We start from the raw sequence: 24019 nt of genomic DNA, 5'->3' as shown, positions 1-24019 counted from the left end.
TTTTATATAGCGTTACGCTGTTATTGATAAAGTTTGAACTACAAAACTTTAGATTTCTGTCCATACTTGGCTGGCACCCGGTACATCTCCTTGGGTCCACCACTGCGCTCGATAGCGCTGTCCTTGATAGGTTACTTCGTCGCCGCCTTGATAGGCTTTGCCGCTGTTCCACTCGATTGATGCACTGCCAGATTCAAGCAGCCATGCATCACTACTGTCTGGTTGTGCGCCTTGGTTCCACCATTTCGCGCTGTAGATTCCACCGTTGAAACTCACTTTATCGCCCGTGTTGTATTGGCTTGTGCTATTCCAAGCAGGCACGCTCGGATCAACAGGGTCAGGGTCGACCACAGTGCTATTAAGCACAGTCACTGTAAAACTTACTTGGCTTGTGAGCTCGCCATCTGACACCGATACACTTACGGTGTAACTTGTATCAGCATCTACAGCGGGGGCGTTTAGCGTGATGTTGGCATCATTCCCCGTAATGCTCAGTGGTGCCGGTACATCCCAGCTATAAGTTAAGGTGCTTTGCTGATCATCAAAGGCGTGCAGGTGTATCGCGGTGCTGCTCTCTTCTTCAACTTGAAGGTCATCTGGTTGATGAATTATCGGCGCGGTATTGTCAGGAGCCGCTTGTACGCTTAGTGCAAAGCTGTAGTTTGCATTCGTTGTAAAGACTTGATTAATCAATAAATCAGACGCATCAAAGGCAATATCTCCGGCGCTATTTTGCACGCCAATATTAACTAAGTGCGCGTAATTAAGGTTTAACAGCGCTGCAAATTCAGCCTGCCAATTAGCTTGATTATCAGCTGTGATCTGCATTTGTTGAGTAAGTAACTCTTGGCCATTTTCATCAAATAACCGAGCTGACACACTACCGCCAACCTCAGCGTCTTGTCCTTGACGAACAAAGTAGCTAATTGCTGCCCAATCGGTTGGCTCTGTCGGGGTCGCATCGCTGACAATATTAATATCGCTACAGTTGTAGAAGCCTTCGCCACCGGCATCATCTCGTTGCCAACGCGTGTATAAAATGGCATCGCCACTGCGCCCTTGTGGAATAGATACGCTCATTTCATAGTAACGGCCGTTGTTAGCATCAATGCTAAAATCAAGATTACCGTACTCTTCAACAAGCTCTAGGTCGTCCCAAGTAAGCACTTGAGTCGCACTATCAAAGCCCGGTTTTGTTAAATAAAACTGCCAGAAACTCGGGTTATGCGGCGTACTTGCTAAAAAACGCACTAAAATATCGCCATTCGCATTAGGAATAACCTCACTGCGTTGCCAATGCGCTGAAGGTAAATCCATACCGCGTTTTTCAGGGTCGCCTGCGGCACATAATCGGCCATCAGGCACGCTTTGCTTTACTGCATCAAGGCTTGTGTAATCAATGGTATTAGCTGAAAATTCAATGTCTTGCACAAACTGTACATGCCCTGCTTCAACAAACGCTGCACGACAAGCAAGGTTAGGAATACCCGTACCATCAGCAGGCCACCAGTACCCACCATCAGCATTACATATCGCTTGACGAGCCTTCGGGCTTTCTAAAAATCCGTGGGCATTCACATGGCTTGATGCACAGGCAAGCAGCATACTGGTTGCCACTGCCGATAAAGACAATGCCTTTGATTTCATTACTTTCATTGTTGTTCTCGCTGTAGAAATGCGGAGCAAAGTGCTTGCTCCGCTTAGTTGGTTAAAGCGTGCAACTCACCGTCCAGTCAGCAGATGTGCCTGGTTCTGTGCTCGTCCACCACTTTGCTTCGTAAATCACGTTGTTGTGATTCATTAGGTCGCCGCCAACAGCGTGGCTTGGATTACCAGCCCAATCAGTTTGCGGCCAATTTGGATACACTGGGATGCTTGCTATATCGACACCATTACAGCTTCCCTCGCCACTCGTATCACCACCGGTGTCACCGCCAGTATCACCACTACCTGCCGTACCATCTGGTAGCATTGGGTATTCGTATTTGAAGGCATAGGTTTTGCCATTTTTCTCAATGGTGAAGTTAGTTGGCCCCGTAATTGGCATGTAGTACATAACTTGCGCCTCAACGGTTTCACCTGTGTTAAATGACTTTTCGATACCGCCCCACTCATTCACTAAGGTGATTGAAAAACGATGGAACTCATTTTCAAAGCCGCCGATATTATCGCCAGCCGCATTAGAGCCATTTGCTTCAACAGCCATACCGAGCTTTTCTTGTGCATTCCAATTTGATTTGAAAATTGCCGAGGTAGAAACGGGCACATCAAAGCTGATTTTTGCGCCGCTTAAGTCGATATCTGAGTTATTGGTGAATGCGAATGTAGGTGCGATTGGGTAGTTATCATCACCAATTGGGAAGTCTTTCACTGTAAAGCTTACGTCAACCGCTTCGCTTGGCAGGGTAAAATCGACATTGCCTTGATGAGTGTTGTAAGCCACACCACTTTGGTTAAATTTATCGTAAGCAAGTGTGGTTAAGCTTGAGCCCATGAAGTACTCACCTTTCGCTGAGTCATAATCAAAGTCACCGGCAAGCTCCCAGAACATGATGCCACCAAGGCCATTGTTGATAACATAATCAACTTTGGTTGCCATTGATTGCTCATCTTCAATTGATAAGAATACCTTTTTCTCTGCATTCCAAAGCCATGGAGCAACTGCTACATCATCGTAAAAACGTGTATAAGTACCTGTTAACACATCATCTGCATCGGTTTCTGGCGTTAGACCATAGATTTCAAGGTAAGAAGGATTAATGCCATTTTCGAGATTTTTCGCATGCCATAGTGGGTTCGAACCTGCTGGCATTTCTTCACCCACATCGTTCTTATCGTGCCATAGGTTATCTATGCCAAGTGCACCATTACCGCATTGATTTTTCTCACCAACGCCAGTCCCTTTCGCACATTTTGATTGATCTGGCAGCGCTGCTTGGCCCCATAAACCATTAGTACCACCGGATACATCTTTAAAGCCACGGGTGTAATATGGAATACCAATATTGATTCGACCCGCAGAGACCGCGCCGCGGAAGTAACGCACAGCCCAATCCGTATTTAAGTAACCAATGCCTTCAAACTCAGCGGTGGTATAAACGCCCCATTGCGCTAATTCAGAATCAAGACCGGTATCAAACAAGGCTGCGTTATGGCCTACATGTGAATTCCATGCACCATGTAAGTCATAAGACATAATGTTAACGTAGTCGAGATACTTCACACTTTGGAATGTTTCCATGCCACGTAATAAATAACCTGAAGAGGGCGAAGCAATTGTTAATAAGTAATGCTTGCCTGCTTTTTCACCTGCAATATCAAGCTCTTCACGTAGTTTTTGCATTAATACACGATACGAGGCATTAAGACCTGCGCGACGTGCATTAGAGATAGGAAAATCATCAGGGTGGCCTGAGTCATTCATTGACGATGGGTATTCGTAATCAATATCGACACCATCAAAACCGTAGGTTTCAATAAACTCAACGGCACTTTTCGCAAAGGCATCAATCCCCGCTTGGTTCACTGAACCATCGGCATTGGTTGTCATCGTGTAGAAACCACCGCTGTTTACGCGAGTACCGTCTTCACCAAAATAACCACCTGTTTCAGCCCAGCCACCTACAGAGATTAAGGTTTTTACATCTGGATGTTGTTTTTTGAATTTATTGAGTAAGTTAAAGTGACCTGTGTAACTAAAACTTGGATCCATTTCAGCGCCTGTAACGCCCGGCCAAGTCATGTTTGTCGCTGGGTTGCCAGCTGCATTTGGATCACCTATCGAGACCTTGTTATTACCATCAACATGCGCAAAGGCATAGTTGATATGGGTGATCTTGTCCCAAGGAATATCGTTAACTAAGTAGCTTGGCTGACCATTGGCACCATTTCGCCAACTCGTAAAATAACCAATAACGCGGCGTGGATGATCTGGGCCCATTTTCTCGCGGCCATTTGCATCATACACGCTACAATATGGGGTATTTACACCCGGCGTTTGGTATAAACCTTGCGGTTTACAATCTGTGCCTGGCTCTGTTGCTTCAACAACATTCACAACTTTGCTTTGTGTATCCGTCGCGCCTTCGTTATCGGTCACCGTTAAGGTAAATGAAAATTGCCCAAGTGCTGGAGCCTGCCACGTGTAACTTGAAGTAGCAGCACTTGCTTGATGAACTTCAGTGCTGTTTTCAGTTAACGATAACGCGGTCACTTGACCATCGCTATCAGTGCCAGAAAGCGCAAACACCACACTGTCACCCACCGTTACTTGTGACGGCAGTGAGCTAAATTCAATGCTTGCCACCGGTGCTTGGTTGACCGGCTCAACGTCATCAGACACATTCACTGAATGTGCAACCGCTGTAGAGGTTAGCCCTAAATCATCCGTTGCGACCGCACTGATCACATGGCTGCCTTGGGTTGCTTGCCAGCTCGCTGAATAAGGTGCGCTTGTCACAACACTCAGCGAAGTACCATCAACAAAAAACTCTACACTTGCCACACTACCATCAGGATCAGCAGCGATCGCACCTATGACAACGCTGTCACTAGTGGTAAATAAAGAACCCTCTGCGGGTGTTAAGCTGCTAATTTGAGGTGCTTGATTTTCATTGACAACGCTGTCACAAACACCCAATAAACGCCACTCTTGATCGACACCAGAAGTCTCCACAGGGTTGGTTTGCGTCCACCACTTGGCTTCATAAGCGCTACCTTGTGCTTGAACCTGATCACCACCAACATGAGTTTGCCCTTGTTGCCACACTTCTAAGTTGCTGCAATCAATCGCAGCCTGTGCTGTAAAGCCGTATAAACCTAGTGACAGCGCACTCAGTTTAAAGGCATTTTTTATTAATTTATGCGAGCTCATTCGCTCCCTCCGCCCAAAGTTTTAATAACATTTATTTTACAAATCCAACTTTAAAGTAACACAAAGCGCTATTACGTCAAGTTTGCATTTACCTATAAAGGGTAAAATAAACACACTTTTTGATGCAAAATTTAAATATAAACACTAAAAAAGAATTAATTATTTTTATTGAAAAGCAAAAACGAGGATGATTCTACAGAGTAAAAATGAACATAAAATTAACAATATTTTAACCACAAAAGTACGGTTTATCTGGTTTGCGCACAAAATAGTCAGTGGTTATGTGAGGTAAAACAAAAATAATTACCGTATCGATTCTGGGTATATAACGAATAAATTAGTTTTTAGGTAAAAATTTCTATTAAAATTGGGTGAAATTTATTCTTAACACGAATTTTAGTCATAAAAAAAGCAAACACTCAGTGTTTGCTTTTCACAAAAATCCTATTTGATCACAACTTAATTAAGCAGCGATTAAATAGGACTCTCGTCCTGCATGTTTAGCCTTACGTTGATATGCACCTTTACCTTTTTTAGGTTTCTCTACTTTTGCTGTGAACAGCTTAGATGTCACCATTGCGGCGTACACATTGTCGTTGATTACACCACGACCAGTATCAACTTGGCCTTGCGCGCGTTGTTTCTTTTTGCTCATTTTTTACTCCTATTAAACGTGCTGCGAGTATATACCTAGCCTAGCGCTACGCAAGTATTTTTAATAAAAAAACGATGATTTTTTACCCCTTATTTTGTCTTACTCGTTTTGACTAAACACCATTCCTTGTTGTCATTTTACTGACTAAATTCGCTTTTTGATTGCATTCACTACCTAACTACTGGCAAAACTAGCGAAACCATCCATAGTTAATTAAAAACAAACAGGATTACGATGACTGACTTTCTCTTAATCGCCTATATTTTCCTTATTGCAGGCATTATTGCCGTGCCTATTGCCAGCAAACTGGGGTTAGGCTCAGTACTTGGCTACTTACTCGCTGGTATTGTTATTGGGCCAACACTGACATTTTTAAATGTTGATGTGATTGCCATCCAGCATTTTGCTGAATTTGGTGTGGTAATGATGCTGTTCATTGTTGGCTTAGAGCTTGAACCCAAAGCGCTTTGGTCAATGCGAAAACAGCTTATTGGACTTGGTGGCGGACAGGTGGTTTTATCAGCTGCCGCCTTTACGGGTATTGGTTTAGCATTTGGTCATGCTTGGCAAACAGCACTTACAATAGGCTTAATTTTATCACTTTCATCGACCGCGATTGTGCTGCAAACGCTTTCAGAGCGCGGGCTATTAAAGTCAGATGGTGGTCAAGCCTCATTTAGCGTATTACTTACTCAAGACATAGCCGTTATTCCTATGCTTGCGTTTATTCCCTTGCTTGCTTTACCTGAATTAGCGCCAGCCATTGCAGATACAGCCCATACAAGTGAAGACACTCATGCTAGTTTAAGCTTGGTGGCGGGTCTTGAGAGCTGGCAAGCAGCGCTGGTTACTTTAGGTATGATAGCGCTCGTTGTTTTTGGTGGTAACTACTTAACCGCACCCATTTTTAGATTTGTAGCACAAGCACGGCTTCGCGAATTATTTACTGCAACAGCCCTATTCTTTGTTATTGGTATCGCTTTGATGATGTCGTTAGTAGGCTTATCACCTGCACTTGGTACTTTTTTAGCGGGTGTTGTGCTTGCAAATTCACCTTATAAACACGAACTCGAAAGTAATATCGATCCCTTTAAAGGGCTGTTGCTAGGATTATTCTTTATCACCGTTGGCGCTAGTATCAATTTTCAATTACTCGCAGATAACCTAGCTACCATTGTGCTCTTAACCAGTGCATTGATTGTAACAAAAACAGCTGTACTGCTTATTTTAGGTCGTATTTTTGGTCTTAGAGGCGCCGCACTCTGGTTGCTAGCACTGGGGCTTGCTCAAGCTGGTGAGTTTGGTTTTGTACTACTTGCTTACAGTGTCTCTAATAATGTATTGGCAGACAACATCGCCGACCAACTTTTACTGGTTGTTACTTTATCCATGCTACTTTCACCTGGGTTATATATCCTTTATCAGCGTGTGATAGCACCCCGTTTCATTTGTGAGCAAGCAGGAAAAGAAACAGACGAGTTTCCCGATGATAGCCATGTGATCATTGCAGGCTCAGGCAGAATGGGTGGGCTGGTTGACCGTATTTTACAAGCTGGCGGCTATAAAACGACTGTGATTGATTACAACTACAAGCAACTCGAAGCCTTAGAGCGTGTTGGTATTCGTAATTTCTTTGGTGATGCAACTCGACCAGACTTACTCAGTGCTGCAGGCATTGAAGATGCAAAACTGCTGGTTGTTGCGCTTGATGATGCCGAACAAATCACTAAATTAGTTCGCTATGCGATGCAAAATTACCCGCATTTACATGTAGTTGCCCGCGCTGTAGACCGCCATCATGTATACGATTTATGGGCTTACGGCTGTCGAGATATTATTCGCGAAACATACGACAGTACCATGCGTATGGGCCGCTCAGCTTTTGAAGCACTCGGTATTGAGCAAGAGAAAGCCCAAGAGATGGTCGATATTTTCAGTGAGTTCGATAAAGAAATGCTACGCGAAGCCGCCGATGTCTACGAAATCGGCGTGCCATTCGAAGAAAACCATGCCTATATCGAGCGGATCAACAAGATATTCGATGAAAAAGAACCCGAAATAAAACAACAAATGCGCGAGATTTGCGACCGAGTGGTTAATGGTTCGAAATAGCAAAAATATTACAATTATGGAGGAGGTGTTTTCACTTCCTCTTTTTCTTCTCATTAACTTCTCTTTGTGAAAATAATTTTAACCACAGACAACAAAAAGGCGCTTCGCGGTACACAGAGAAAACAAAAACTCTCAAAGAGGCTGCGCATTGAATAGGATAAAACGCGATATGAAATCGCTGCTACAAATTTGATGTCGTTCGTAGGAATGGCTTCAGCCATGAACTCTCAAACACCACACCTATGTAAAACGACTAGACGTAGGCGTGAAATTTATTTCGCGCGCCATGCAAGCATAACGCCTACGTAGCAGCGGCTTTATGCCGCGACATTGGTGATGGATGCTAATTATAAGGTGCGAGATTAAAATCGCAGCTACAAGTTCGTTTCTCGTAACTTACCTGAATGTGAAGATATTAAATAATGTAATAAGGAGTATTACAGCATGGAAAGGCTTAATAAAAAGGAAAAGCTGCTATCAATTTTGTTCGGATTGGCAGCAATTATTAATTTAACTGTCGGTGTTTATTCGCTTATATTACAAGGCCTAGACTGGTTAGAGTTCATTAGTTGTCTAGCAATTTCACTTATAATTTTAGCGGGTAGCTTAAACCCAAAGCTATTCTTTAAACCGGTAAAAAAATTATTTTCACCACGCTTCACTTTAGAGCCAATAATTAATTCGACTGTCTACTACACAATTATAGTTGCAGGTTGGATTTTGTTATTTGGAAGCATTCTACTAAATAGATTCTAGAGTGCTTAAATGCAGATGAAAACTCAAAAAAGCGAAATAAAACGCGATATGAAATCGCTGCTACAGACTCGCATCTAGTATCTCGAAACTCGCAAACTTTCCCCTTGCAACTCTCTAATTAAAGACAAATGTCGGATACTACAATTAAGCAAAAAAATAGCGCCGTTAGGCGCTATTTAAGTTTCATATCAACTTAGGAATTAAAAACTAAAACTTAATTTTGCGTAGTAGGTCATACCATCAAAACCATAAGGTAGTGCACGAACAGGGTATTTGAATGCTTTATTTGTAATAAAATCAAGCGCTTCATCTTCGCCTAGTTCGTCTGGCGTTACATCAAAGATATTATCAATACCCGCCGATAGCATGAGTTCGTCAGTTAGCCGATAGCCCACATTAACATCCACTAATACCGCCGATTCTACCGTACTTGTGTCTTTAAATTCACCGGTAGGTGATAACTCATCAGGCAAACCAATGTGGTCATTACCAAAGTATTTAACGTCTGTTTCACCATAGTAGTTAAAGCGTAGCATGCTGTTGAAATCGCCACGATCGTATTCAAACGTTAGCGTTGCACGCTCACCTGGTTGACCGTCTGTTAAGAAACTACGTTGTAAATCATCAAGGGCAATTGATTCAGGAATACCCTCAGGTGCATTTACATCATCAATTTCAGTTTCGTTAATGTTACCCGCGAAAGTTGCTGAGAAATTACCGTCGTATAAATCGGTGCGGTACGAAGCAATAATATCAACCCCTTTAGTGGTTGAATCAACTGAGTTTGAGAAGTAGTTGGCTTGCTGTGCCCCTGTTGCATTAAGCGCAGCCACAGCCTCGGCACTAAATGCCACATCGTCCGCCGACATTAAGCTGCCAAGGGTAATTCTGTCTTTGATCTCTACATGATAAAAATCAACAGTTAATGATAAATCGCTGGTTACGTTATAAACAAAACCTGCACTTAAGTTTTCAGAGCTTTCAAGGCCTAGACTATCAACGCCAAGTGCTGATGGGAAATCAGAGCCCGCAGTTGCTGTGAATGACTGCAATAACACACCACCAGCACCTAGGTTTGTAGTGTAAGCAGTGTACGCACTTTGTTGCAATGATGGCGCTCTAAAGCCAGACGAAATCGCACCACGCACGGCAAAGTCATCGGTAATTTCATAGCGCGTAGCTAGCTTACCAATGATGTCATCACCGGCATCAGAGAAGTCTTCATAACGAAGCGCTGTACTTACTTGCCATGCATCCGTGATCAACGTTTCGGCATTCACATAAAATGCATAGCTGTGACGACTCTCTTTATTTGACGCTTCAGGGCGTAAACCGTTATAAGCTTGGAAACCACACTCAGCAAATACGCTGCTGTCGTTTACCGCTGGGAATGAAGTATCTGAATTAGCTAAACCACACGCATAAGACGCTTCTTCGCCCGGCACGATTTCATAATTCTCTTTACGGTATTCAGCTCCCACTGATACATATAAAGGCTCACTACGGCCAATATCAACAATACCATTCAGGTCTGCATTTACTGTTGTTTGATCAAACCTAAAGCCACCTGAGTAGCCACCATTAGGGCCTGCATTTGCAACAATATCAGCATCGCTTGCATCAGGGTTATTCGCAACATATTCAGCAGCATACGACGCATTTAGGGTGTTTTTTGACGTAAAATCATAACTGTTTTCACCATATACGGCAGATACGTCATAGCTCCAATCTGTATTTAACTCACCGCGTAAACCAAGTGAAAACGAAATATCTTCGGCTTCGTTATCGATGCGAGGTAAAAAACCATCGCCGTATACTTGCACCACGTTCTTCGCCGCTTGGTCAAAATTACGATAAAAACCATTACCTAGCGCAGTACGGTTTGAGTATCCACCAAATGAGTAAAGCTCAGTCTCACCAAATGGTAACGCCATGTTATAAAACACAGAGGTAAATTCGCTATCAGCATTACCCTGTCCCCAACGAATTTCGTCAGATAGCGTACCTGCTGGTACATCAACTGAGCCACCAGTATCACGCTGGGCGCGGTTGGTGCCATCAGCATCACGGTATTCTAAAGAAAAGTTAATGAAGCCGCCTTCATCACCTAAATCAAAACCCCGGTTTAAACCCATTGAAATAGTGTCACCATCGCCTTCACCTGTACTACCCGCTTGCACATAGCCCGTTGTTACACCAGTTGAATCGTTTAACGATAAGTTGATAACACCAGCAATCGCATCTGAGCCATATTGCGCCGCAGCACCATCACGAAGTACTTCAACGCCTTTTAAAGCGGTAAGCGGAATCGCGTTCATATCGGTACCTGCAGCACCGGCACCTACAGTACCATTTAAGCCAAAAATAGATTGGTTATGACGGCGCTTACCATTGATAAGCACTAACGTTTGGTCAGGCTGTAAACCACGAAGAGTCGCTGGTCTAAATAAGTCAGAGCCATCTGACACTTGCGTGCGTGAAAAGTTAAATGAAGGAGCCGTCGCTTGCAGACTTTGGCCGAGCTCAGTAAAACCACCTTTGTTTAGGTCATCTGCATCAATTAAATCAACGGGTGATGTTGATTCGGTAGCCGTACGGTTAGCAACCCGTGAGCCTAATACAGAGATTTGTTCGATGTTTTTATCTGCTTTGGCAGCAGGTGCTTGCTCAGCTGCCTGCACTGAAGTCGCAGAAACAGCCACACTGACCGCAACGGCCAGCATACTTAAAGAATGTGTTGTCATGTGTATCCTGTTGATATTCTGGCTTTCCTTAAAACAAAAGACGCCCCTTTTGGAGAAATTTAGAAAAGCACTAAGCACGTATTATTGATTTTAAAATCACAAGTTTGAAAGCTAACTCAAGCCTGCGAGTTAACCTTTACAAAACATCCTATCAACAAATCCACAAAATGAAAGAAAAAAGAGGTACGACTTAGGTATAAATATTTCTATTTATAGTATTAATAGAGTTTCAGTGGTGGGAATTATTCACTTTACAGCAGAAATAAGCAAAATAATGCAACTATCAGCTTATCTCTACTGAGGTGAGGAGTATTTACTTATCTTGTTCCAACATCGCCAGCTTTTCATCTTCAAGCATTAACGCCATAGTGGCAATTTCAGATAAACTCTCGTCTAGTGCGTTAAAGAAGGTCACAAACCCTTCGCCTAGTTTATCTGGTTCAGGGTGGTTTGCTAGCGCCTGATCCCACATTGCAAAGGTGGTAAGCAAATCGAGAGTTGCTTCAAAATTATCAATAAACAATTGACCATCTTCGCTTTCATTTTCTTGTTGACCATCCGCTTGCAGTAAAAATTGTAAATCGCTGTGCCAAATTTCTTGATTCACGATATAAGCTGCAATATAGCCACTACAAAAATCTTGCAGTGCTTGGCTTGGCTCATTGCTGTTTACTTCATTTGGATATAATTCGGCTAAAATCTTCTTTTGTTCAACTTGTGCCTCGGTCACATTATCGAGCAGCTCAATCATTGCATCGCGTGGCTCAGAATCCGTCATTAAGGTGTTGAATACCGCTTCATCATTATCAGCAATGTAATTGGCAAGCTCTGACTCTCCAAAAAACTCTGAACAGGCTAACAAACCAGACATATAGCCAAGCACTTGATCCAAACTCACTTGATTCGTTGTACTTTGACTGGCGAGATAGTTGTTAAAAACATCTGAACTTTGTTGATTGAGCATAACGTGCCTTTTCAATAATTTTAAATGGGTTTAGTTCTACACTAGCGAATCCACAAATTTTTGCAACAACTGAAATATTGTCAACTAGTTACCTGACTCAAAACAGGAAATACGCAACTCATTCTTGTGCCAATTCCTTGCGAGCTTTGAATATCAATTCGACCTTTATGTTCATGCACAATAGCATACACCATCGTCATACCCATGCCGGTACCTTCTCCTACTGGTTTAGTAGTGAAAAAAGGATCATATATTTTAGCGATGGTCTCTGCTGACATACCAATGCCATTATCTTCAATGTCGATATATATGTGTTGCTCTAGCTCATAAACATTGATAGTAATTTTTGTTTGAGAGTCTTGATTATCGCAAGCTTGTTTAGCATTAATTAAAAGATTAACAATTACTTGGCTAATAGCAGCTAGATTACACCAGCTTTGGGATATTGGGCTATATTGCGATTGCAAATGACAATTTCTTAATTGATTAGTAAGAAGTTTCACCGCACTTGTCACTGCATCTGTCATATCAGCAAACTGCATATCCTGACTTTTAGGGCGAGAAAAATTCAACAAGTTCGACACTATTTTACTAATCCGTTGCAAACCTTGTTCTGTATCATCAATTAAATCAGGTAAATCATCAGCAACAAACGCAAAAGAGTGTACTTGGTTTAGATCCACCAGCTGTTGATGAAAAGCCTCTTTGTCTATGTGATTTTCACTAAACTCGCTGCATAATTTCAGTAGCTTGCTGAAGAAACCACAGTAGCTTTTCAAACTATCAAGGTTACTCATACTATAAGCAAGCGGGTTATTAATTTCATGTGCGACTCCAGCACACAATGTGCCTAAAGTTGCCATTTTTTCAGCTTGAATAAACATAGCTTGATGATGCTCTAAATCAGCAACTTTTTGTTCAAGCTCACTATTAACAGCTACCAGAATCCGGCTTTTATCGGCAAGCAATTGTTCGGCCTCTTCTCTGGCCGCTTTCTCTAATAAATATGCTTGTTTAAAATCATCCATTTTAATCTCAAACTGTGTTTGTCTCTTTTAAAACCTAGCACAAGGCTTAATTTAAGGCTATGTTATTGATTAACGATGATTCATAGTAAAATGGCATGGCAGAGCAAATTAGCAAACAACATATTCAGGTTTTATGCATTGATGATGATGAAATAGTGCTGCGAACTCTTTTGCGGTTATTATCAGCTAACAATATCACCGTAAAAGCCTGCTCAGATCCCAAAGATGGACTTAAAACTCTAGCTAATTATAGTTTTGATGTAATTATCTGCGACATGCGTATGCCAAGCATGAATGGGGCTGAGTTTTTCGCACAGGCACTCACCATTGCTCCTGAACCACAGCGCATTTTGCTAACCGGTTACTCAGATATAGAAAACACGATTGCTGCAGTCAATATCGGTAAAATTCATACTTACATACAAAAACCATGGCAAAACGAATTACTACTAAGCAATATAAATGATGCGATAGAAAAAACATCTTTGAAACGCCAGAATCAACAGTTAGAGCAAAAAATTAAAGCGCAAAACAGCCAACTAAAAGAGCTAAACAACAACCTTGAGCAAATGGTAGAAAAGCGCACACAACAAATCCGTAAAGTATTAAAACAACTTGAAACAGTAAATGAACGAGAGAAGCATGAGCATCGCGCTACTTTTGAGATTTTATATAACTTTATAAATGCCAACCCTTACCTAGATGGAACACAAGCTCAAAATATTGCTGCTACCTGTAAACAACTAGCCACGCGCCTTGGTCTAGACAATCAACTTATAGAAATGACAGAAATGGCAGGATACTTATCACAAATAGGTCTACTTGCAATGGAGCCAGAGCTTTATAAAAAACCAACTAAAGAACTCACTGAAACACAACGAAAACTATTTTATACGCACCCAAGTACAGCACAATTAATGCTCATGCCTGCGCCTCACTTAAGTGACGTATCTGAAGCAATTTATTACCAATTTGAACACTATAATGGGACAGGAAAACCGAAAGGGTTAAAAGGGAATGAGATTCCAAAAGCCGCGATGATATTAGCTGTAGCCCGTGATTTTTGGCAAGCCGTTGCACAACTTTCAAGCTCAGAGAGTAGTAATTTTGAAAGGGCTCGCGATCAATTACAGCTCTATAGCGGAACATACTATCACCCAAAAATTTTAGAAATATTTAATAGCTTAGAAATTAACTGTGCGAGTGTTCAAAATGTTGGCACTATGAAAATTCTTTCAGCACAAAACCTTAAAAATGGCATGGTGCTTGGTCACGCGCTCAGAAATTACGACGGTATTTTACTGTTGCCAAAAGGGCATGTATTTGGCCCTAAATCGATTAATAAACTGCAACAACTAGAATCGAAAAAACCGAACCCTTTCAGGATCATGATCAAAAATTAGCGAATAAAGTGATCACATAGTCAGCTTACTTCGTTACAATGTGATTTATATTACGATTACTTCATACAGGAGCACTCAGTGTCGCGATTTTCCGCCATTACCGATAAGCCGCACGACGGCCGATTCAACAAAAAAACGGGCATTTTACTGACCAACTTAGGGAGCCCAGACGCCCCTACTACCGCGGCACTTAGAACATACTTACGCGAGTTTTTATCAGACCCACGAATTGTCGAGATCCCGCGTTTCATTTGGATGATCATCCTTTATTGCTTTGTACTTACGTTACGCCCAAAACGTTCAGCAGCACTTTATAAAAGTATCTGGACTGAAAACGGCTCACCGCTTACTCATATTACCCGAGAGCAAAGCAAAAAGTTAGCAGCCCTTTTAAAAGACAAAGGACACCACGACACCGAAGTAGTTATGGCCATGCGCTACGGTAACCCTTCAATTGAAGCAGGCCTTGAAGAGCTGCGCGAAAAAGGTATCACTCGCGTGATTGTGCTGCCTATGTACCCACAATATTCAAGCACGACCATTGGCTCAACATTTGATGCAGTATCAAATGTGCTTCGCAAGTGGCGCTGGGTGCCAGAGCTGCATTTTATTAATGGTTATCACGACAACCCGACTTACATTGATGCTCTAGCCGCTAGCATTAGCGAAGATCTAAATGCCCATGGCACGCCACAAAAGTTGGTGTTTTCGTACCATGGTACACCTAAACTGTTTTTAGAAAACGGCGACCCTTACTACTGTTTTTGTATGCAAACCACCCGTTTAGTGGCTGAGAAACTTGGCTTTGAAAAAGACTTTGCTGTAACAACCTTTCAAAGCCGTTTTGGTAAAGCTGAATGGTTGAAGCCATACACAGACGCAACCCTTGAAAGCTACCCTGCTGAAGGCATTAAAGACGTTGCAATTTTAAGCCCTGCGTTTAGTGCCGACTGTTTAGAGACACTAGAAGAACTCGAAGGCGAAAACCGCGAAAACTTTGAGCATGCAGGCGGTGAAAAGTACCGCTACATTCCTGCATTGAATACCCGCGATGACCATATCAATGCAATGTTTGAAGTGATAAAACCACTACTTAAATAACAAAAGGCCCTAGCTATTATATACAGTAACTAGGGCCTTTTTTATTATTGAAGCGTGTCACTAATCTTTGCGTGTCATAACCAAGGTCACCGTACCTGCAACAATTCCCCAAAATGCAGAACCAACCGAGAACAAAGTTAGATTAGACGCTGTGACCAAAAAGGTCACGATAGCGGCTTCGGTATAATACGCCTCAGTTAAAGCTTGCTGTAAGCTACTGGCAATAGTGGCAAATAGTGCGATACCCGCCAACGCCAAAATCAATGCCTGTGGCAAGCTTGCTACCAAACCAACCAAGGTTGCCGCGAGGAGCGCCATAATAATGTAAAACACCCCACCAGCAATGCTTGCCCAATAACGTTTTCTTGGATCTTTATCAGCCTCAGGGCTCATACAAATGGCAGCGGTGATAGCCGCTAGATTAATGGCATAGCCACCAAATGGTGCAATAAATACATTTAATAGCCCGGTTACATTTAACGCTGCCGACACAGGGGCTTTATAGTGATGCGCTTTTAATACAGCAATACCCGGTAAGTTTTGCGACGTCATAGTCACAATAAACAGCGGTAAACCAACACTTATCATGGCGTTTAAATCAAACTCAGGTGCAATGTAAGCAAACTCGCTCATTTTCCACTGCCAGCTAGAGGTATCAATTTGCCCAGTTACACCTGCTATTAAAAATCCCGCCACAACCACTGCGAGCATAGCAAAGCGTGGAAAGTAACGTTTTCCACATAAATAAACAGCCACCATTAACCCAATCACTAAAGGCAGCTCGTTCATAAAGTTGAACACATCAATACCAAAATTCACCAACACGCCTGCAAGCATTGCACAGGCCAGTTGACTTGGGATCTTATTCATCATTTTTTCGAACACGCCAGTAATGCCAGACAAAAACACCAGCGCAGCGGAGAACATAAACGCGCCAACAGCTTGATTTAAGCTATAGCCTTGGGCACTTGAAATAAGGAGTGCCGCTCCGGTTGTTGACCACGCGATAAGAATAGGCACCTTGTAGTAGTAAGACAACGCAATTGAGCTGACGCCCATAGCAAGACCAAGCATTAATACCCAGCTAGCAACCAAATCAGGTGTGCCACCTAACACCATAACGACCTGATAAATAAGTGCAATTGAGCTAGTAAAACCAATAATAACGGCCACTAACCCCGCAGTTGCTCGACTGATGAGCTGACTCATGTACACACACTCCTTGCAATTAAAAATCTACCATATCCTATGATTTGCCAGATGGCACTGTACACTTTTGTAGTATTTTAAGGTTAATTTACTATACAGAAGAGGCATTTACTGCAATGCCAAACATTAACAAAATTTAATTTTCTCTCCACCTTCAAGCAATCCTTACTTAGTTAAACTGCAAACACTGACTAATTTAAGGACCAATCATGACAAAACTAATCAATCAAAATCGCCTATCTATTATTTCGTTAGCAACAATCAGTGCACTACTTTCAGGCTGTGGCAGTAGTAGTAAGAGTGAGGAACCAGTACAAAATACTCTCACTTTGCCAAGCTTATTAGTCGGTGAGGTAAGTGCGATATCAAGTAACAGTATTACAGTTAACCAACATCAAATAGCCACAAATAATGCTGACATTGAGGTGGATGACAACCACGCATTAATCAGCGATCTAAAAGTGGGTATGATGGTTGAAGTTGAAACAAATGGTAAAGAAGCAACTCAGATTGATTATGATCCAAGTTTTAAAGGGCCTGTTAGTATCAATGAACAAGGCGCTACAATTGCGGGCTTCAAGTTAAATAATTTAAACACCGAAAACCTTTCAAATGGTAGCCTGGTTGAATTAAGCGGTTATAACAATAGCCATAGTGAATTCACGGTTACCTACCAACAACCATTATCTAACAGCGCAGAATTAGAACTCGAAGGTTTCATAACAGATCTAAACACTGCCTCTTATACTTTTAAACTAGGTGATTTAACTGTTCAATATCAACAGGCAGACATCGACGGCGCATTAGAAAACAATCAATTCGTTGAAGTAGAGGGCCGCTTAGAAGGTAACTTATTAATGGCACAAGAGGTTGACGCTGAACATAACTTTACAGCTGATGACGATCTAGATACAGCGCTTTTTGGTACAATTACCTTCATCAACAATGACGCTTCCTTGGTTACCCTGAACAATCAATGGCAAGTGAGTATTACCGATCAAACTAAATTTGAAGATACCACTCGCGCTACATTAACCATAGGAGATACGATAGAAGTAGATGCCATCTGGCAGCAAGCTAATAATTGGTTTTTAGCCCACGAAATAGATCTGGAGAAAAGCCACACTTCGCCTAATTTAAGCAGTAATTTTAGTGTTTCTGGCTTTGCCAATTACAGCAATGGCAACATTATTATCAATGGCATCAGCTTGAAAATCACAAATAGAACCGTTTTTGAAGATGGGTTAACAGCAGATACTCTTTCAGGTGAATGGTTAGAGCTTGAAGGTCTTATTGATGGACAGAGCTATATTGTCAGTGAAATCGAACGTGATAACAGCAATGAACCTCTTGAATTAAAAGGCATAGTAACAGTAACTGAATCGCAACAGGCTAGTTTATTCGGCTACATCAGTGAAGATAACAGCTTAGCGAGTTTTACAGAACAATATGTTGATCTAGAATGCCAGTGGGTACAAGATAACATCGTACGTGCATGTAAGCTTGATGATTAACAACAAAATACAACAATGGCAGCACTAAACGTGCTGCCAAACTAATGTCGAAATATTATGAAAAAACTAGTTTTAACTTGCCTGTGCTTAATTTCTGGCCTTGCTTTTGCTGCAAGTTCAGCCATTTTTAATATGCTAGATTCAAGCACAGCCCCCGCCCCGACTGAAGTTTTATATAACATAGAACAGCACTATGCGAAAAATGCCGTTATTGTTGAGTTTGAGCTGGAAATTGAAAATGGTCAAAGCGTATTCGAAGTCACTTTATATGAAGCTAAAAAACAACGATTTATCGAATTACTTTTAGACAGTGCGGGAAAGGTAATAGAGCTTGAATATGAAGCTCCGGAGCTTGATGAACAAGAAGAAATAGCAGCTGCTAATTTGATGAGCCGTAAAGGTTACACATTACATGGTTTAGTAACTCAACTAGATAGTGAGCCAACACACTACCTAATTGAAGCCCAATTAGAGCAAGACATGGGTATCACATACATGGTCGCCACATTCGTAACCAGCAAAGGGCGTCACAAAAAAGCGATTGATCTTGAGACGGGTAAGAACTTACCTTTGCTTCGTTGGGGCAATTAATGAAACTATTATTAGTTGAAGACGACCAGCAAAATCGCGAGTTTTTATACAAGGCTTTTATTGAGCAAGGCTACACATTAGATTGCGCAGAAGATGGTCAACAAGGGCTTATGCTAGCGACGTGTGAACATTACGACGCGATTATTCTAGATCGTATGCTTCCTAAGCTTGATGGTTTACAGGTATTGTTAGCATTAAGAGCAACCGGCAAAACAACGCCTGTATTGATACTATCTGCGCTAGATAAAGTAGACGACAGAGTGACAGGTTTAAAAGCCGGCGGTGATGATTATCTAACAAAACCCTTCTCTTTTTCTGAATTAGCTATTCGAGTCGAAAACTTAATAAAACGGCATACCTTTCATGCCCCACTGAGCACTAAAATTAGTCTTGCCAATTTAACGCTCGACTACAGTAATCAACGAGTTGAAGTAAACACTAAAACTGTTAATTTACAGCCCAAAGAATTTAAATTGCTTAGGTATTTATTAGATCACCAAGACAAATTAGTCACCCGCACCTTATTGTTTGAATCGGTATGGGAATATCATTTTGATCCTGGCACCAACGTTATTGACGTGCATATTGCGAGGCTTCGTAAAAAGCTCACAGAAGCGTCCGCGCAATTAGAAATCGAAACAGTTCGCGGTGTCGGCTACCGCTTAAAAGCTAGTGAGAGTTAATGTACGAAAATAACCTACGTTTGTTCGACCCAAGAAAAAGCTCAGTTTGGCGTTTAACATTGGCCTTTGCAGCAATTACCGCTGTTACTTTATTACTTGCGATTACTTTAATCTACCAACTGTTACTTGGCGAGCAAAGCCGTCAAGTTGAACGGCGCCTTGATGCCGAAAAAACACGTATCGAAGCGCTCGCCTCCGAATTTGACAAGCAAAGCTTTTTTCAACAGCTGGATGTTTTCAGAAGCGAAGGTGATATTTTAATTTTTTGGCAGAGTGATTATGAACAAAGCCAGCAGCTAAGCTTTTTACCCGATAATATCCCCTCACTCCCTGAAACAGTTGTTTTTCCTGTTCTTGATACCGGACGAGGTCAAATACGCCTACTCACAACAGGCAAAGTTAAAACCGTTTATGGCAATATCGTGCTCGCCACTGCCACAGAGCATTTACAACGTTTAATCATCGATTTCAAATCAATCGCTAGTTGGACTTTTATCTTAGCAATAGCGTTAACAGGCTTGTTTGGTTACCTATTTTCTCGTCGACACTTGCGTCGTGTAAACTACTTCAATGCAACAGCCGAACAAGTCCAAAATGGCAACTTAAGCGCGCGTTTATCCCATAAAGATAAAGGTGATGAATTTGATCGTTTAGCAGCTCACATCAATACAATGCTCGATGCAGTAGAGGAAAATTTCGCTTTGGTACAGGGAATTACCGATAATATCGCTCATGATCTAAAAACCCCACTGACACGATTAAAACTTAATTTAGAGCAGCGTTTACAAAAGCTGCCAGAAATGGGCTACGAGCTTGAACAGCTCAATAGTATCATTAACACCTTTGACGCCATGCTAAAGCTCACACGTTTAGAACATGGACAGTTTCCGCTACAGCTCGAAACAATTGATAGTAGTCAACTTGCCAATGATATTAGTGAAATTCTACAACCCAGTGCCGAACAAAACGGTCAATCAATTGATGTCGCTATTTCTTCACCTTGGCAATTAAGCGGTGATCGAAACCTGTTGTTTCAAGCAATTTTTAACCTAGTCGAAAATGCTATAAAGTACGCTGGTAAGGGCGCAACGATTAAAATAATAATTGCTGAAAAAAGTATATCAGTTGTCGACAATGGTAAGGGTGTCAACGAACATGATTTACAACAGCTCACAAAACGCTTTTATCGCAGCGATCCGGCGCGTCAAAAAGAAGGGTTTGGTTTAGGCCTTGCAACCGTACAAGCAATTTGCAACCGCCATTCACTCAACTTATTTCTAAGTTCAGAAAATGGCTTTTGTGCAAAAATAACCGAAGATTAAGCTGCGCTCTCAGCTGCTTTTTCTTGCACTACTGGTTTTGTGGGTTTATCAAAAATACCTAAACGAATGCGAATAAAGTGCAAAATCTCTTTGGCTACATCAATACCTAACGCACCTTCTAAGCCTTCAAAGCCAGGGCTTGAGTTTGCTTCACAAATTTTAAAGTGCTGCTCATCAAACAATAAATCGATGCCTGCTACATCAAGGTTGAGTACGTTCGCTGTTTGGGTTGCAAGCCATTCGATTTCTGGCGTAATAGGAAATGACTTACCTGTGCCACCTGCACTAACATTGGCTTTAAAGTTTTTACCCTGTGAGTTACGTTCCATACATGCAACAGCACGACCACCGATAGTAAGTACTCGCAAATCACGGCCATGACTGGACTTAACAAACTGCTGTAAAATGATGTTTGCTTGTGGATTTGCAGCCTCAATCAGCTGCATTAAGTCATCAAACTCTTCTTTTGATTTTGATAAGAATACGCCACTGCCCTGCGAGCCCGATAAGGTTTTAATAACCACAGGAAAGCCAATTTGCTTTTCAACCAAATCAATATTCACCGGAAATTTAACCAACATGGTATTTGGCGTTGGTAAATTACACTCTGCAAGAATTTGCTGTGCAAATAATTTGTCTTTTACTGTTTCGATGGATTGCGAACTGTTAACACAATACACACCTAAACGTTCAAGGTGGCGAATAATCGCTAGCGCAAAATAAGTTGTACTTGCCCCCATGCGAGGGATAACAAAATCGGGGAGCTCAACTGACTTACCATCAATTAAAATACTTTTACCGTCTTCACGGGTAATAGTCAGGTCAAATTGATCAGGCGAATAAACTTGTAAATCTATGCCCTCTTCTTCGGCTGCAGCAAGTAAACGTTCTACTTCATAGGTTTCTTGTTTTAACAAGCCTTGGCTATCTTTATAAATGATCCACCCGCGCATGCTTGGTACCTCTGGTCTTTGAGTTTCGGTGACAAAAAAACGCGGATTATGCTGAGCATTCAAAGCCGAGTAAAACAAATTAATTTTATCGACACGATAATAAAAACCACTACTTAGTGATTAACCATTGACCGGGTTGTTAACTTAAGGTAAAAACTAACAATGAGTTAACATAAAAACCCGTAAGAGAAACATGTGAACAGGACGCTTGCATTAATCTTCATTCTGCCACTTACAGCATTTGCACTGAATGAATGGCACATTCAAAGTGATGGTTTTAAAACAAAACCAAGCACACAGCAGTTTGTTGCCTCTTACAAAGCGCAGGCCGACCAAATAGCCCCACAGCCCATTGTGAACTTAACTGCGCCGCTTAATCAGCTATCTAATCATGCGCACGATTATCTATATAAACAAGGCCGTTTGCCTGACCAATTAGCAAACACCGCATTCAGCGAATTTGATTTAGACACCCTAAAAACCATACAACCCGGCGATCACTTTATTTTAGTGATCGACGAATACCTCAGTTACACCGTCGAAATTAGTAACATTATTGAAGCCAGCAATGGCGATAGAAGTGTGTTTGGCAAGGTCAATGATCAAACTAAAGCAGGCCATCAAGCCGTGATGACCCTCACAGAAAACACTCTACAAGGCCAATTTGATGCCGGTAATCAAAGCTACAAGTTTCAAAGCCATGGTGAGTACGGGTGGGTAACGAAGTTGTAGGTAACGAGTGTGAGTCTGTAGCTGCGATTTGACATCGCGTCCAAGAACCTAAATCCTAGCGCCCAGTGCCTAATGTATTAATTCGTAGGCGTGAAACTTGTTTCGCGCGAAATAAATTTCACGCCTACGGTATCGTATTTAGCCTTAGTAATGTGCTGGCACAAACTAACTCAAAGCTTACTGCTTCATAGCCGGCCACAAACTTTCACCGTCGCTGTCGATTGGGCTTAAAATCTCAAGGCCTAGAATTTTGGCGATCAGCGGGTACACATCTAAATTACTTACTTCGTCTAAACGAAGGCCTTGTTTAAAGGCGGGGCCAGTGGCGATAAAGGTTGCGGCCATATCTTCGCTGTAAGCGTAACCATGAGTGCCTAGGTAACCAGCCATTTTACTGTCGGTAAACACACGAGGTGCGTCGGTTTGTAAAATAATATCGCCAACGCGCGGGCCTTTATTATAGTGATAATCACGCTTTTGCTGCTCGCTTAGCACGACGTAACGACCATCTGCGGCTTTAGCAAGCTTTTTGCTGAACCCGTTGATGTCTGCTTTGCTATCTGGTTTTGCATAATATAAAACCCGAGGGCCAGTGTTTTGCACTATGAAGTTTTCATCTTGCGGCAAGCTATCAATTTTAATGCTAAGGCTTGGATCAACAGAGGTCATTCCGTGATCAGACACAATCACCAAGTTAATGTTTTCATCAAGCGCTTTTAAACGGCTCGATAAATCAGCCATTAAACTATCGAGCTTTTGCACTGCGTCATAAGTCTCTTTGGCATCTGGGCCAAACTCATGCCCCATGCTATCCACCAGCGAAAAGTAGCTTATAACCAAACGTGGACGCTGCGCTTTTGGTAAGCTCAACCACTGAATAATTTGATCAACACGCTTTTGGTAATCACTGTGTTTTGAATAATGATAAAAGTAATCAGGCAACATACCGTTAAAGCGCGCATCTGATTCAGGCCAAAAATAGGTTGCGGCTTTTAAGCCCTGCATTTGCGCTAGGTTCCAAAGCGGAATACCACTCACCCAAGTGCTATCATCTTTCCCTTTCCCCATTTTGTAACAGTCGTTGCGCTCAGTATCACAAAAGCGGTTCTCGACAATGCCATGATTAACCGGCAACAAGCCGGTAATAATCGACAAATGATTCGGGAAGGTTTTGGTCGGGTAAACAGGACGCATTTTGCTAGCTCGTACGCCCTGCTCACTGATTGCTTTTAAGTGTTTTGCATGGTGTTTTTCAATATAATCCCAACGAAAGCCATCTATCGAAATAAGGACCACAGATTGCTCTTGCTCCGCTTTTACAGCCGAGCTAAACATTAATATACCCGCTAAAACTAATTGCCAAATACGCATGCGAAACC

General features: G+C 42.0%; 17 protein-coding genes. 8 read left to right on the top strand and 9 right to left on the bottom strand.

Annotated features, from left to right (window positions below):
* Nucleotides 1-48: 48 nt before the first annotated feature.
* The 3 genes from IMPJCBKJ_RS01380 to arfA all read right to left on the bottom strand — a co-directional run bounded on the left by IMPJCBKJ_RS01380 (nucleotide 49) and on the right by arfA (nucleotide 5528).
* Nucleotides 49-1656, bottom strand: coding sequence for a lytic polysaccharide monooxygenase (locus IMPJCBKJ_RS01380; RefSeq protein WP_166338325.1), 1608 nt, complete (start codon nucleotides 1654-1656; stop codon nucleotides 49-51).
* 52 nt (nucleotides 1657-1708) lie between these two features.
* Nucleotides 1709-4873 (bottom strand): glycosyl hydrolase family 18 protein, encoded by a 3165-nt coding sequence (locus tag IMPJCBKJ_RS01375; RefSeq protein WP_166338323.1) that lies wholly within the window; start codon nucleotides 4871-4873, stop codon nucleotides 1709-1711.
* A gap of 463 nt (nucleotides 4874-5336) precedes the next feature.
* Nucleotides 5337-5528: an alternative ribosome rescue factor ArfA gene (gene arfA, locus IMPJCBKJ_RS01370; protein WP_054553449.1), complete on the bottom strand. Its 192-nt coding sequence runs from the start codon at nucleotides 5526-5528 to the stop codon at nucleotides 5337-5339.
* Nucleotides 5529-5762: 234 nt separating this feature from the next.
* Here arfA and IMPJCBKJ_RS01365 point away from each other — a divergent pair, with 234 nt between their 5' ends.
* On the top strand, nucleotides 5763-7640 hold the full coding sequence (locus tag IMPJCBKJ_RS01365) for a monovalent cation:proton antiporter-2 (CPA2) family protein (protein ID WP_166338321.1): 1878 nt from the start codon (nucleotides 5763-5765) through the stop codon (nucleotides 7638-7640).
* A 956-nt stretch (nucleotides 7641-8596) separates the two neighbouring features.
* Here the strand turns inward: IMPJCBKJ_RS01365 and IMPJCBKJ_RS01360 are convergent.
* The 3 genes from IMPJCBKJ_RS01360 to IMPJCBKJ_RS01350 form a co-directional block, all read right to left on the bottom strand.
* Nucleotides 8597-11140, bottom strand: a complete 2544-nt coding sequence (locus tag IMPJCBKJ_RS01360; RefSeq protein ID WP_166338319.1) for a TonB-dependent receptor — start codon at nucleotides 11138-11140, stop codon at nucleotides 8597-8599.
* A 313-nt stretch (nucleotides 11141-11453) separates the two neighbouring features.
* Nucleotides 11454-12104, bottom strand: coding sequence for a UPF0149 family protein (locus IMPJCBKJ_RS01355; protein ID WP_054553445.1), 651 nt, complete (start codon nucleotides 12102-12104; stop codon nucleotides 11454-11456).
* Between the two features lie 80 nt (nucleotides 12105-12184).
* Nucleotides 12185-13132: an ATP-binding protein gene (locus IMPJCBKJ_RS01350; RefSeq protein WP_054553444.1), complete on the bottom strand. Its 948-nt coding sequence runs from the start codon at nucleotides 13130-13132 to the stop codon at nucleotides 12185-12187.
* A 95-nt stretch (nucleotides 13133-13227) separates the two neighbouring features.
* Between IMPJCBKJ_RS01350 and IMPJCBKJ_RS01345 the strand changes: the two genes are divergently transcribed.
* Together IMPJCBKJ_RS01345 and hemH are read left to right on the top strand one after the other, a co-directional pair.
* Nucleotides 13228-14535: an HD domain-containing phosphohydrolase gene (locus tag IMPJCBKJ_RS01345; RefSeq protein ID WP_138599364.1), complete on the top strand. Its 1308-nt coding sequence runs from the start codon at nucleotides 13228-13230 to the stop codon at nucleotides 14533-14535.
* Nucleotides 14536-14613: 78 nt separating this feature from the next.
* A complete protein-coding gene (gene hemH / locus IMPJCBKJ_RS01340; RefSeq protein WP_054553442.1) occupies nucleotides 14614-15636 on the top strand; it encodes a ferrochelatase in 1023 nt (340 codons plus the stop codon).
* A 60-nt stretch (nucleotides 15637-15696) separates the two neighbouring features.
* Here hemH and IMPJCBKJ_RS01335 read toward each other — a convergent pair whose 3' ends face one another.
* Complete coding sequence (locus IMPJCBKJ_RS01335) at nucleotides 15697-16845, bottom strand: benzoate/H(+) symporter BenE family transporter (RefSeq protein WP_054553441.1); 1149 nt, start codon at nucleotides 16843-16845, stop codon at nucleotides 15697-15699.
* A 209-nt stretch (nucleotides 16846-17054) separates the two neighbouring features.
* Here IMPJCBKJ_RS01335 and IMPJCBKJ_RS01330 point away from each other — a divergent pair, with 209 nt between their 5' ends.
* Genes IMPJCBKJ_RS01330 through IMPJCBKJ_RS01315 form a run of 4 tightly spaced genes read left to right on the top strand, consistent with a single transcriptional unit; the run spans nucleotide 17055 to nucleotide 20955 of the window.
* Nucleotides 17055-18359, top strand: coding sequence for a DUF5666 domain-containing protein (locus IMPJCBKJ_RS01330; protein WP_138619794.1), 1305 nt, complete (start codon nucleotides 17055-17057; stop codon nucleotides 18357-18359).
* 57 nt (nucleotides 18360-18416) lie between these two features.
* Nucleotides 18417-18950, top strand: a complete 534-nt coding sequence (locus IMPJCBKJ_RS01325) for a hypothetical protein (RefSeq protein ID WP_054553439.1) — start codon at nucleotides 18417-18419, stop codon at nucleotides 18948-18950.
* The gene (locus tag IMPJCBKJ_RS01320) at nucleotides 18950-19633 is read left to right on the top strand and encodes a response regulator transcription factor (RefSeq protein ID WP_138599367.1); all 684 of its coding nucleotides are present in this window, start codon (nucleotides 18950-18952) and stop codon (nucleotides 19631-19633) included. The genes IMPJCBKJ_RS01325 and IMPJCBKJ_RS01320 overlap by 1 nt, the downstream gene beginning before the upstream one ends.
* Nucleotides 19633-20955 carry an ATP-binding protein gene (locus IMPJCBKJ_RS01315; protein WP_138599368.1) on the top strand — a complete coding sequence of 441 codons (1323 nt, stop codon included), beginning with the start codon at nucleotides 19633-19635 and terminating at the stop codon, nucleotides 20953-20955. The genes IMPJCBKJ_RS01320 and IMPJCBKJ_RS01315 overlap by 1 nt, the downstream gene beginning before the upstream one ends.
* Here IMPJCBKJ_RS01315 and IMPJCBKJ_RS01310 read toward each other — a convergent pair.
* Nucleotides 20952-21908 (bottom strand): RimK family alpha-L-glutamate ligase, encoded by a 957-nt coding sequence (locus tag IMPJCBKJ_RS01310; protein ID WP_166338317.1) that lies wholly within the window; start codon nucleotides 21906-21908, stop codon nucleotides 20952-20954. The two genes, IMPJCBKJ_RS01315 and IMPJCBKJ_RS01310, sit on opposite strands and share 4 nt — an antisense overlap.
* A gap of 195 nt (nucleotides 21909-22103) precedes the next feature.
* On the opposite strand from IMPJCBKJ_RS01310, the gene IMPJCBKJ_RS01305 reads away from it, so the two are divergent.
* Nucleotides 22104-22640 carry a hypothetical protein gene (locus IMPJCBKJ_RS01305; protein ID WP_166338315.1) on the top strand — a complete coding sequence of 179 codons (537 nt, stop codon included), beginning with the start codon at nucleotides 22104-22106 and terminating at the stop codon, nucleotides 22638-22640.
* A gap of 177 nt (nucleotides 22641-22817) precedes the next feature.
* Here the strand turns inward: IMPJCBKJ_RS01305 and IMPJCBKJ_RS01300 are convergent, their stop codons facing one another.
* Complete coding sequence (locus IMPJCBKJ_RS01300) at nucleotides 22818-24011, bottom strand: ectonucleotide pyrophosphatase/phosphodiesterase (protein WP_166338313.1); 1194 nt, start codon at nucleotides 24009-24011, stop codon at nucleotides 22818-22820.
* Nucleotides 24012-24019 lie beyond the last annotated feature (8 nt).

This window comes from Pseudoalteromonas sp. MB47 (assembly GCF_011319765.1).
GTDB classification, from domain to species: Bacteria; Pseudomonadota; Gammaproteobacteria; order Enterobacterales; family Alteromonadaceae; genus Pseudoalteromonas; species Pseudoalteromonas simplex.
Note: the sequence above shows the minus strand (reverse complement) of the source record. Positions and strands in the feature narration are given on the sequence as shown.

What these genes read in the sequence shown, in the direction of transcription:
- IMPJCBKJ_RS01310 (WP_166338317.1), bottom strand. Translation starts at nt 21,908, where the DNA reads ATGCGCGGGTGGATCATTTATAAAGATAGCCAAGGCTTGTTAAAACAA.
- IMPJCBKJ_RS01350 (WP_054553444.1), bottom strand. Translation starts at nt 13,132, where the DNA reads ATGGATGATTTTAAACAAGCATATTTATTAGAGAAAGCGGCCAGAGAA.
- IMPJCBKJ_RS01330 (WP_138619794.1), top strand. Translation starts at nt 17,055, where the DNA reads ATGACAAAACTAATCAATCAAAATCGCCTATCTATTATTTCGTTAGCA.
- IMPJCBKJ_RS01300 (WP_166338313.1), bottom strand. Translation starts at nt 24,011, where the DNA reads ATGCGTATTTGGCAATTAGTTTTAGCGGGTATATTAATGTTTAGCTCG.
- IMPJCBKJ_RS01360 (WP_166338319.1), bottom strand. Translation starts at nt 11,140, where the DNA reads ATGACAACACATTCTTTAAGTATGCTGGCCGTTGCGGTCAGTGTGGCT.
- IMPJCBKJ_RS01375 (WP_166338323.1), bottom strand. Translation starts at nt 4,873, where the DNA reads ATGAGCTCGCATAAATTAATAAAAAATGCCTTTAAACTGAGTGCGCTG.
- IMPJCBKJ_RS01335 (WP_054553441.1), bottom strand. Translation starts at nt 16,845, where the DNA reads ATGAGTCAGCTCATCAGTCGAGCAACTGCGGGGTTAGTGGCCGTTATT.
- IMPJCBKJ_RS01325 (WP_054553439.1), top strand. Translation starts at nt 18,417, where the DNA reads ATGAAAAAACTAGTTTTAACTTGCCTGTGCTTAATTTCTGGCCTTGCT.
- IMPJCBKJ_RS01355 (WP_054553445.1), bottom strand. Translation starts at nt 12,104, where the DNA reads ATGCTCAATCAACAAAGTTCAGATGTTTTTAACAACTATCTCGCCAGT.
- IMPJCBKJ_RS01315 (WP_138599368.1), top strand. Translation starts at nt 19,633, where the DNA reads ATGTACGAAAATAACCTACGTTTGTTCGACCCAAGAAAAAGCTCAGTT.
- arfA (WP_054553449.1), bottom strand. Translation starts at nt 5,528, where the DNA reads ATGAGCAAAAAGAAACAACGCGCGCAAGGCCAAGTTGATACTGGTCGT.
- IMPJCBKJ_RS01345 (WP_138599364.1), top strand. Translation starts at nt 13,228, where the DNA reads ATGGCAGAGCAAATTAGCAAACAACATATTCAGGTTTTATGCATTGAT.
- IMPJCBKJ_RS01380 (WP_166338325.1), bottom strand. Translation starts at nt 1,656, where the DNA reads ATGAAAGTAATGAAATCAAAGGCATTGTCTTTATCGGCAGTGGCAACC.
- IMPJCBKJ_RS01320 (WP_138599367.1), top strand. Translation starts at nt 18,950, where the DNA reads ATGAAACTATTATTAGTTGAAGACGACCAGCAAAATCGCGAGTTTTTA.
- IMPJCBKJ_RS01365 (WP_166338321.1), top strand. Translation starts at nt 5,763, where the DNA reads ATGACTGACTTTCTCTTAATCGCCTATATTTTCCTTATTGCAGGCATT.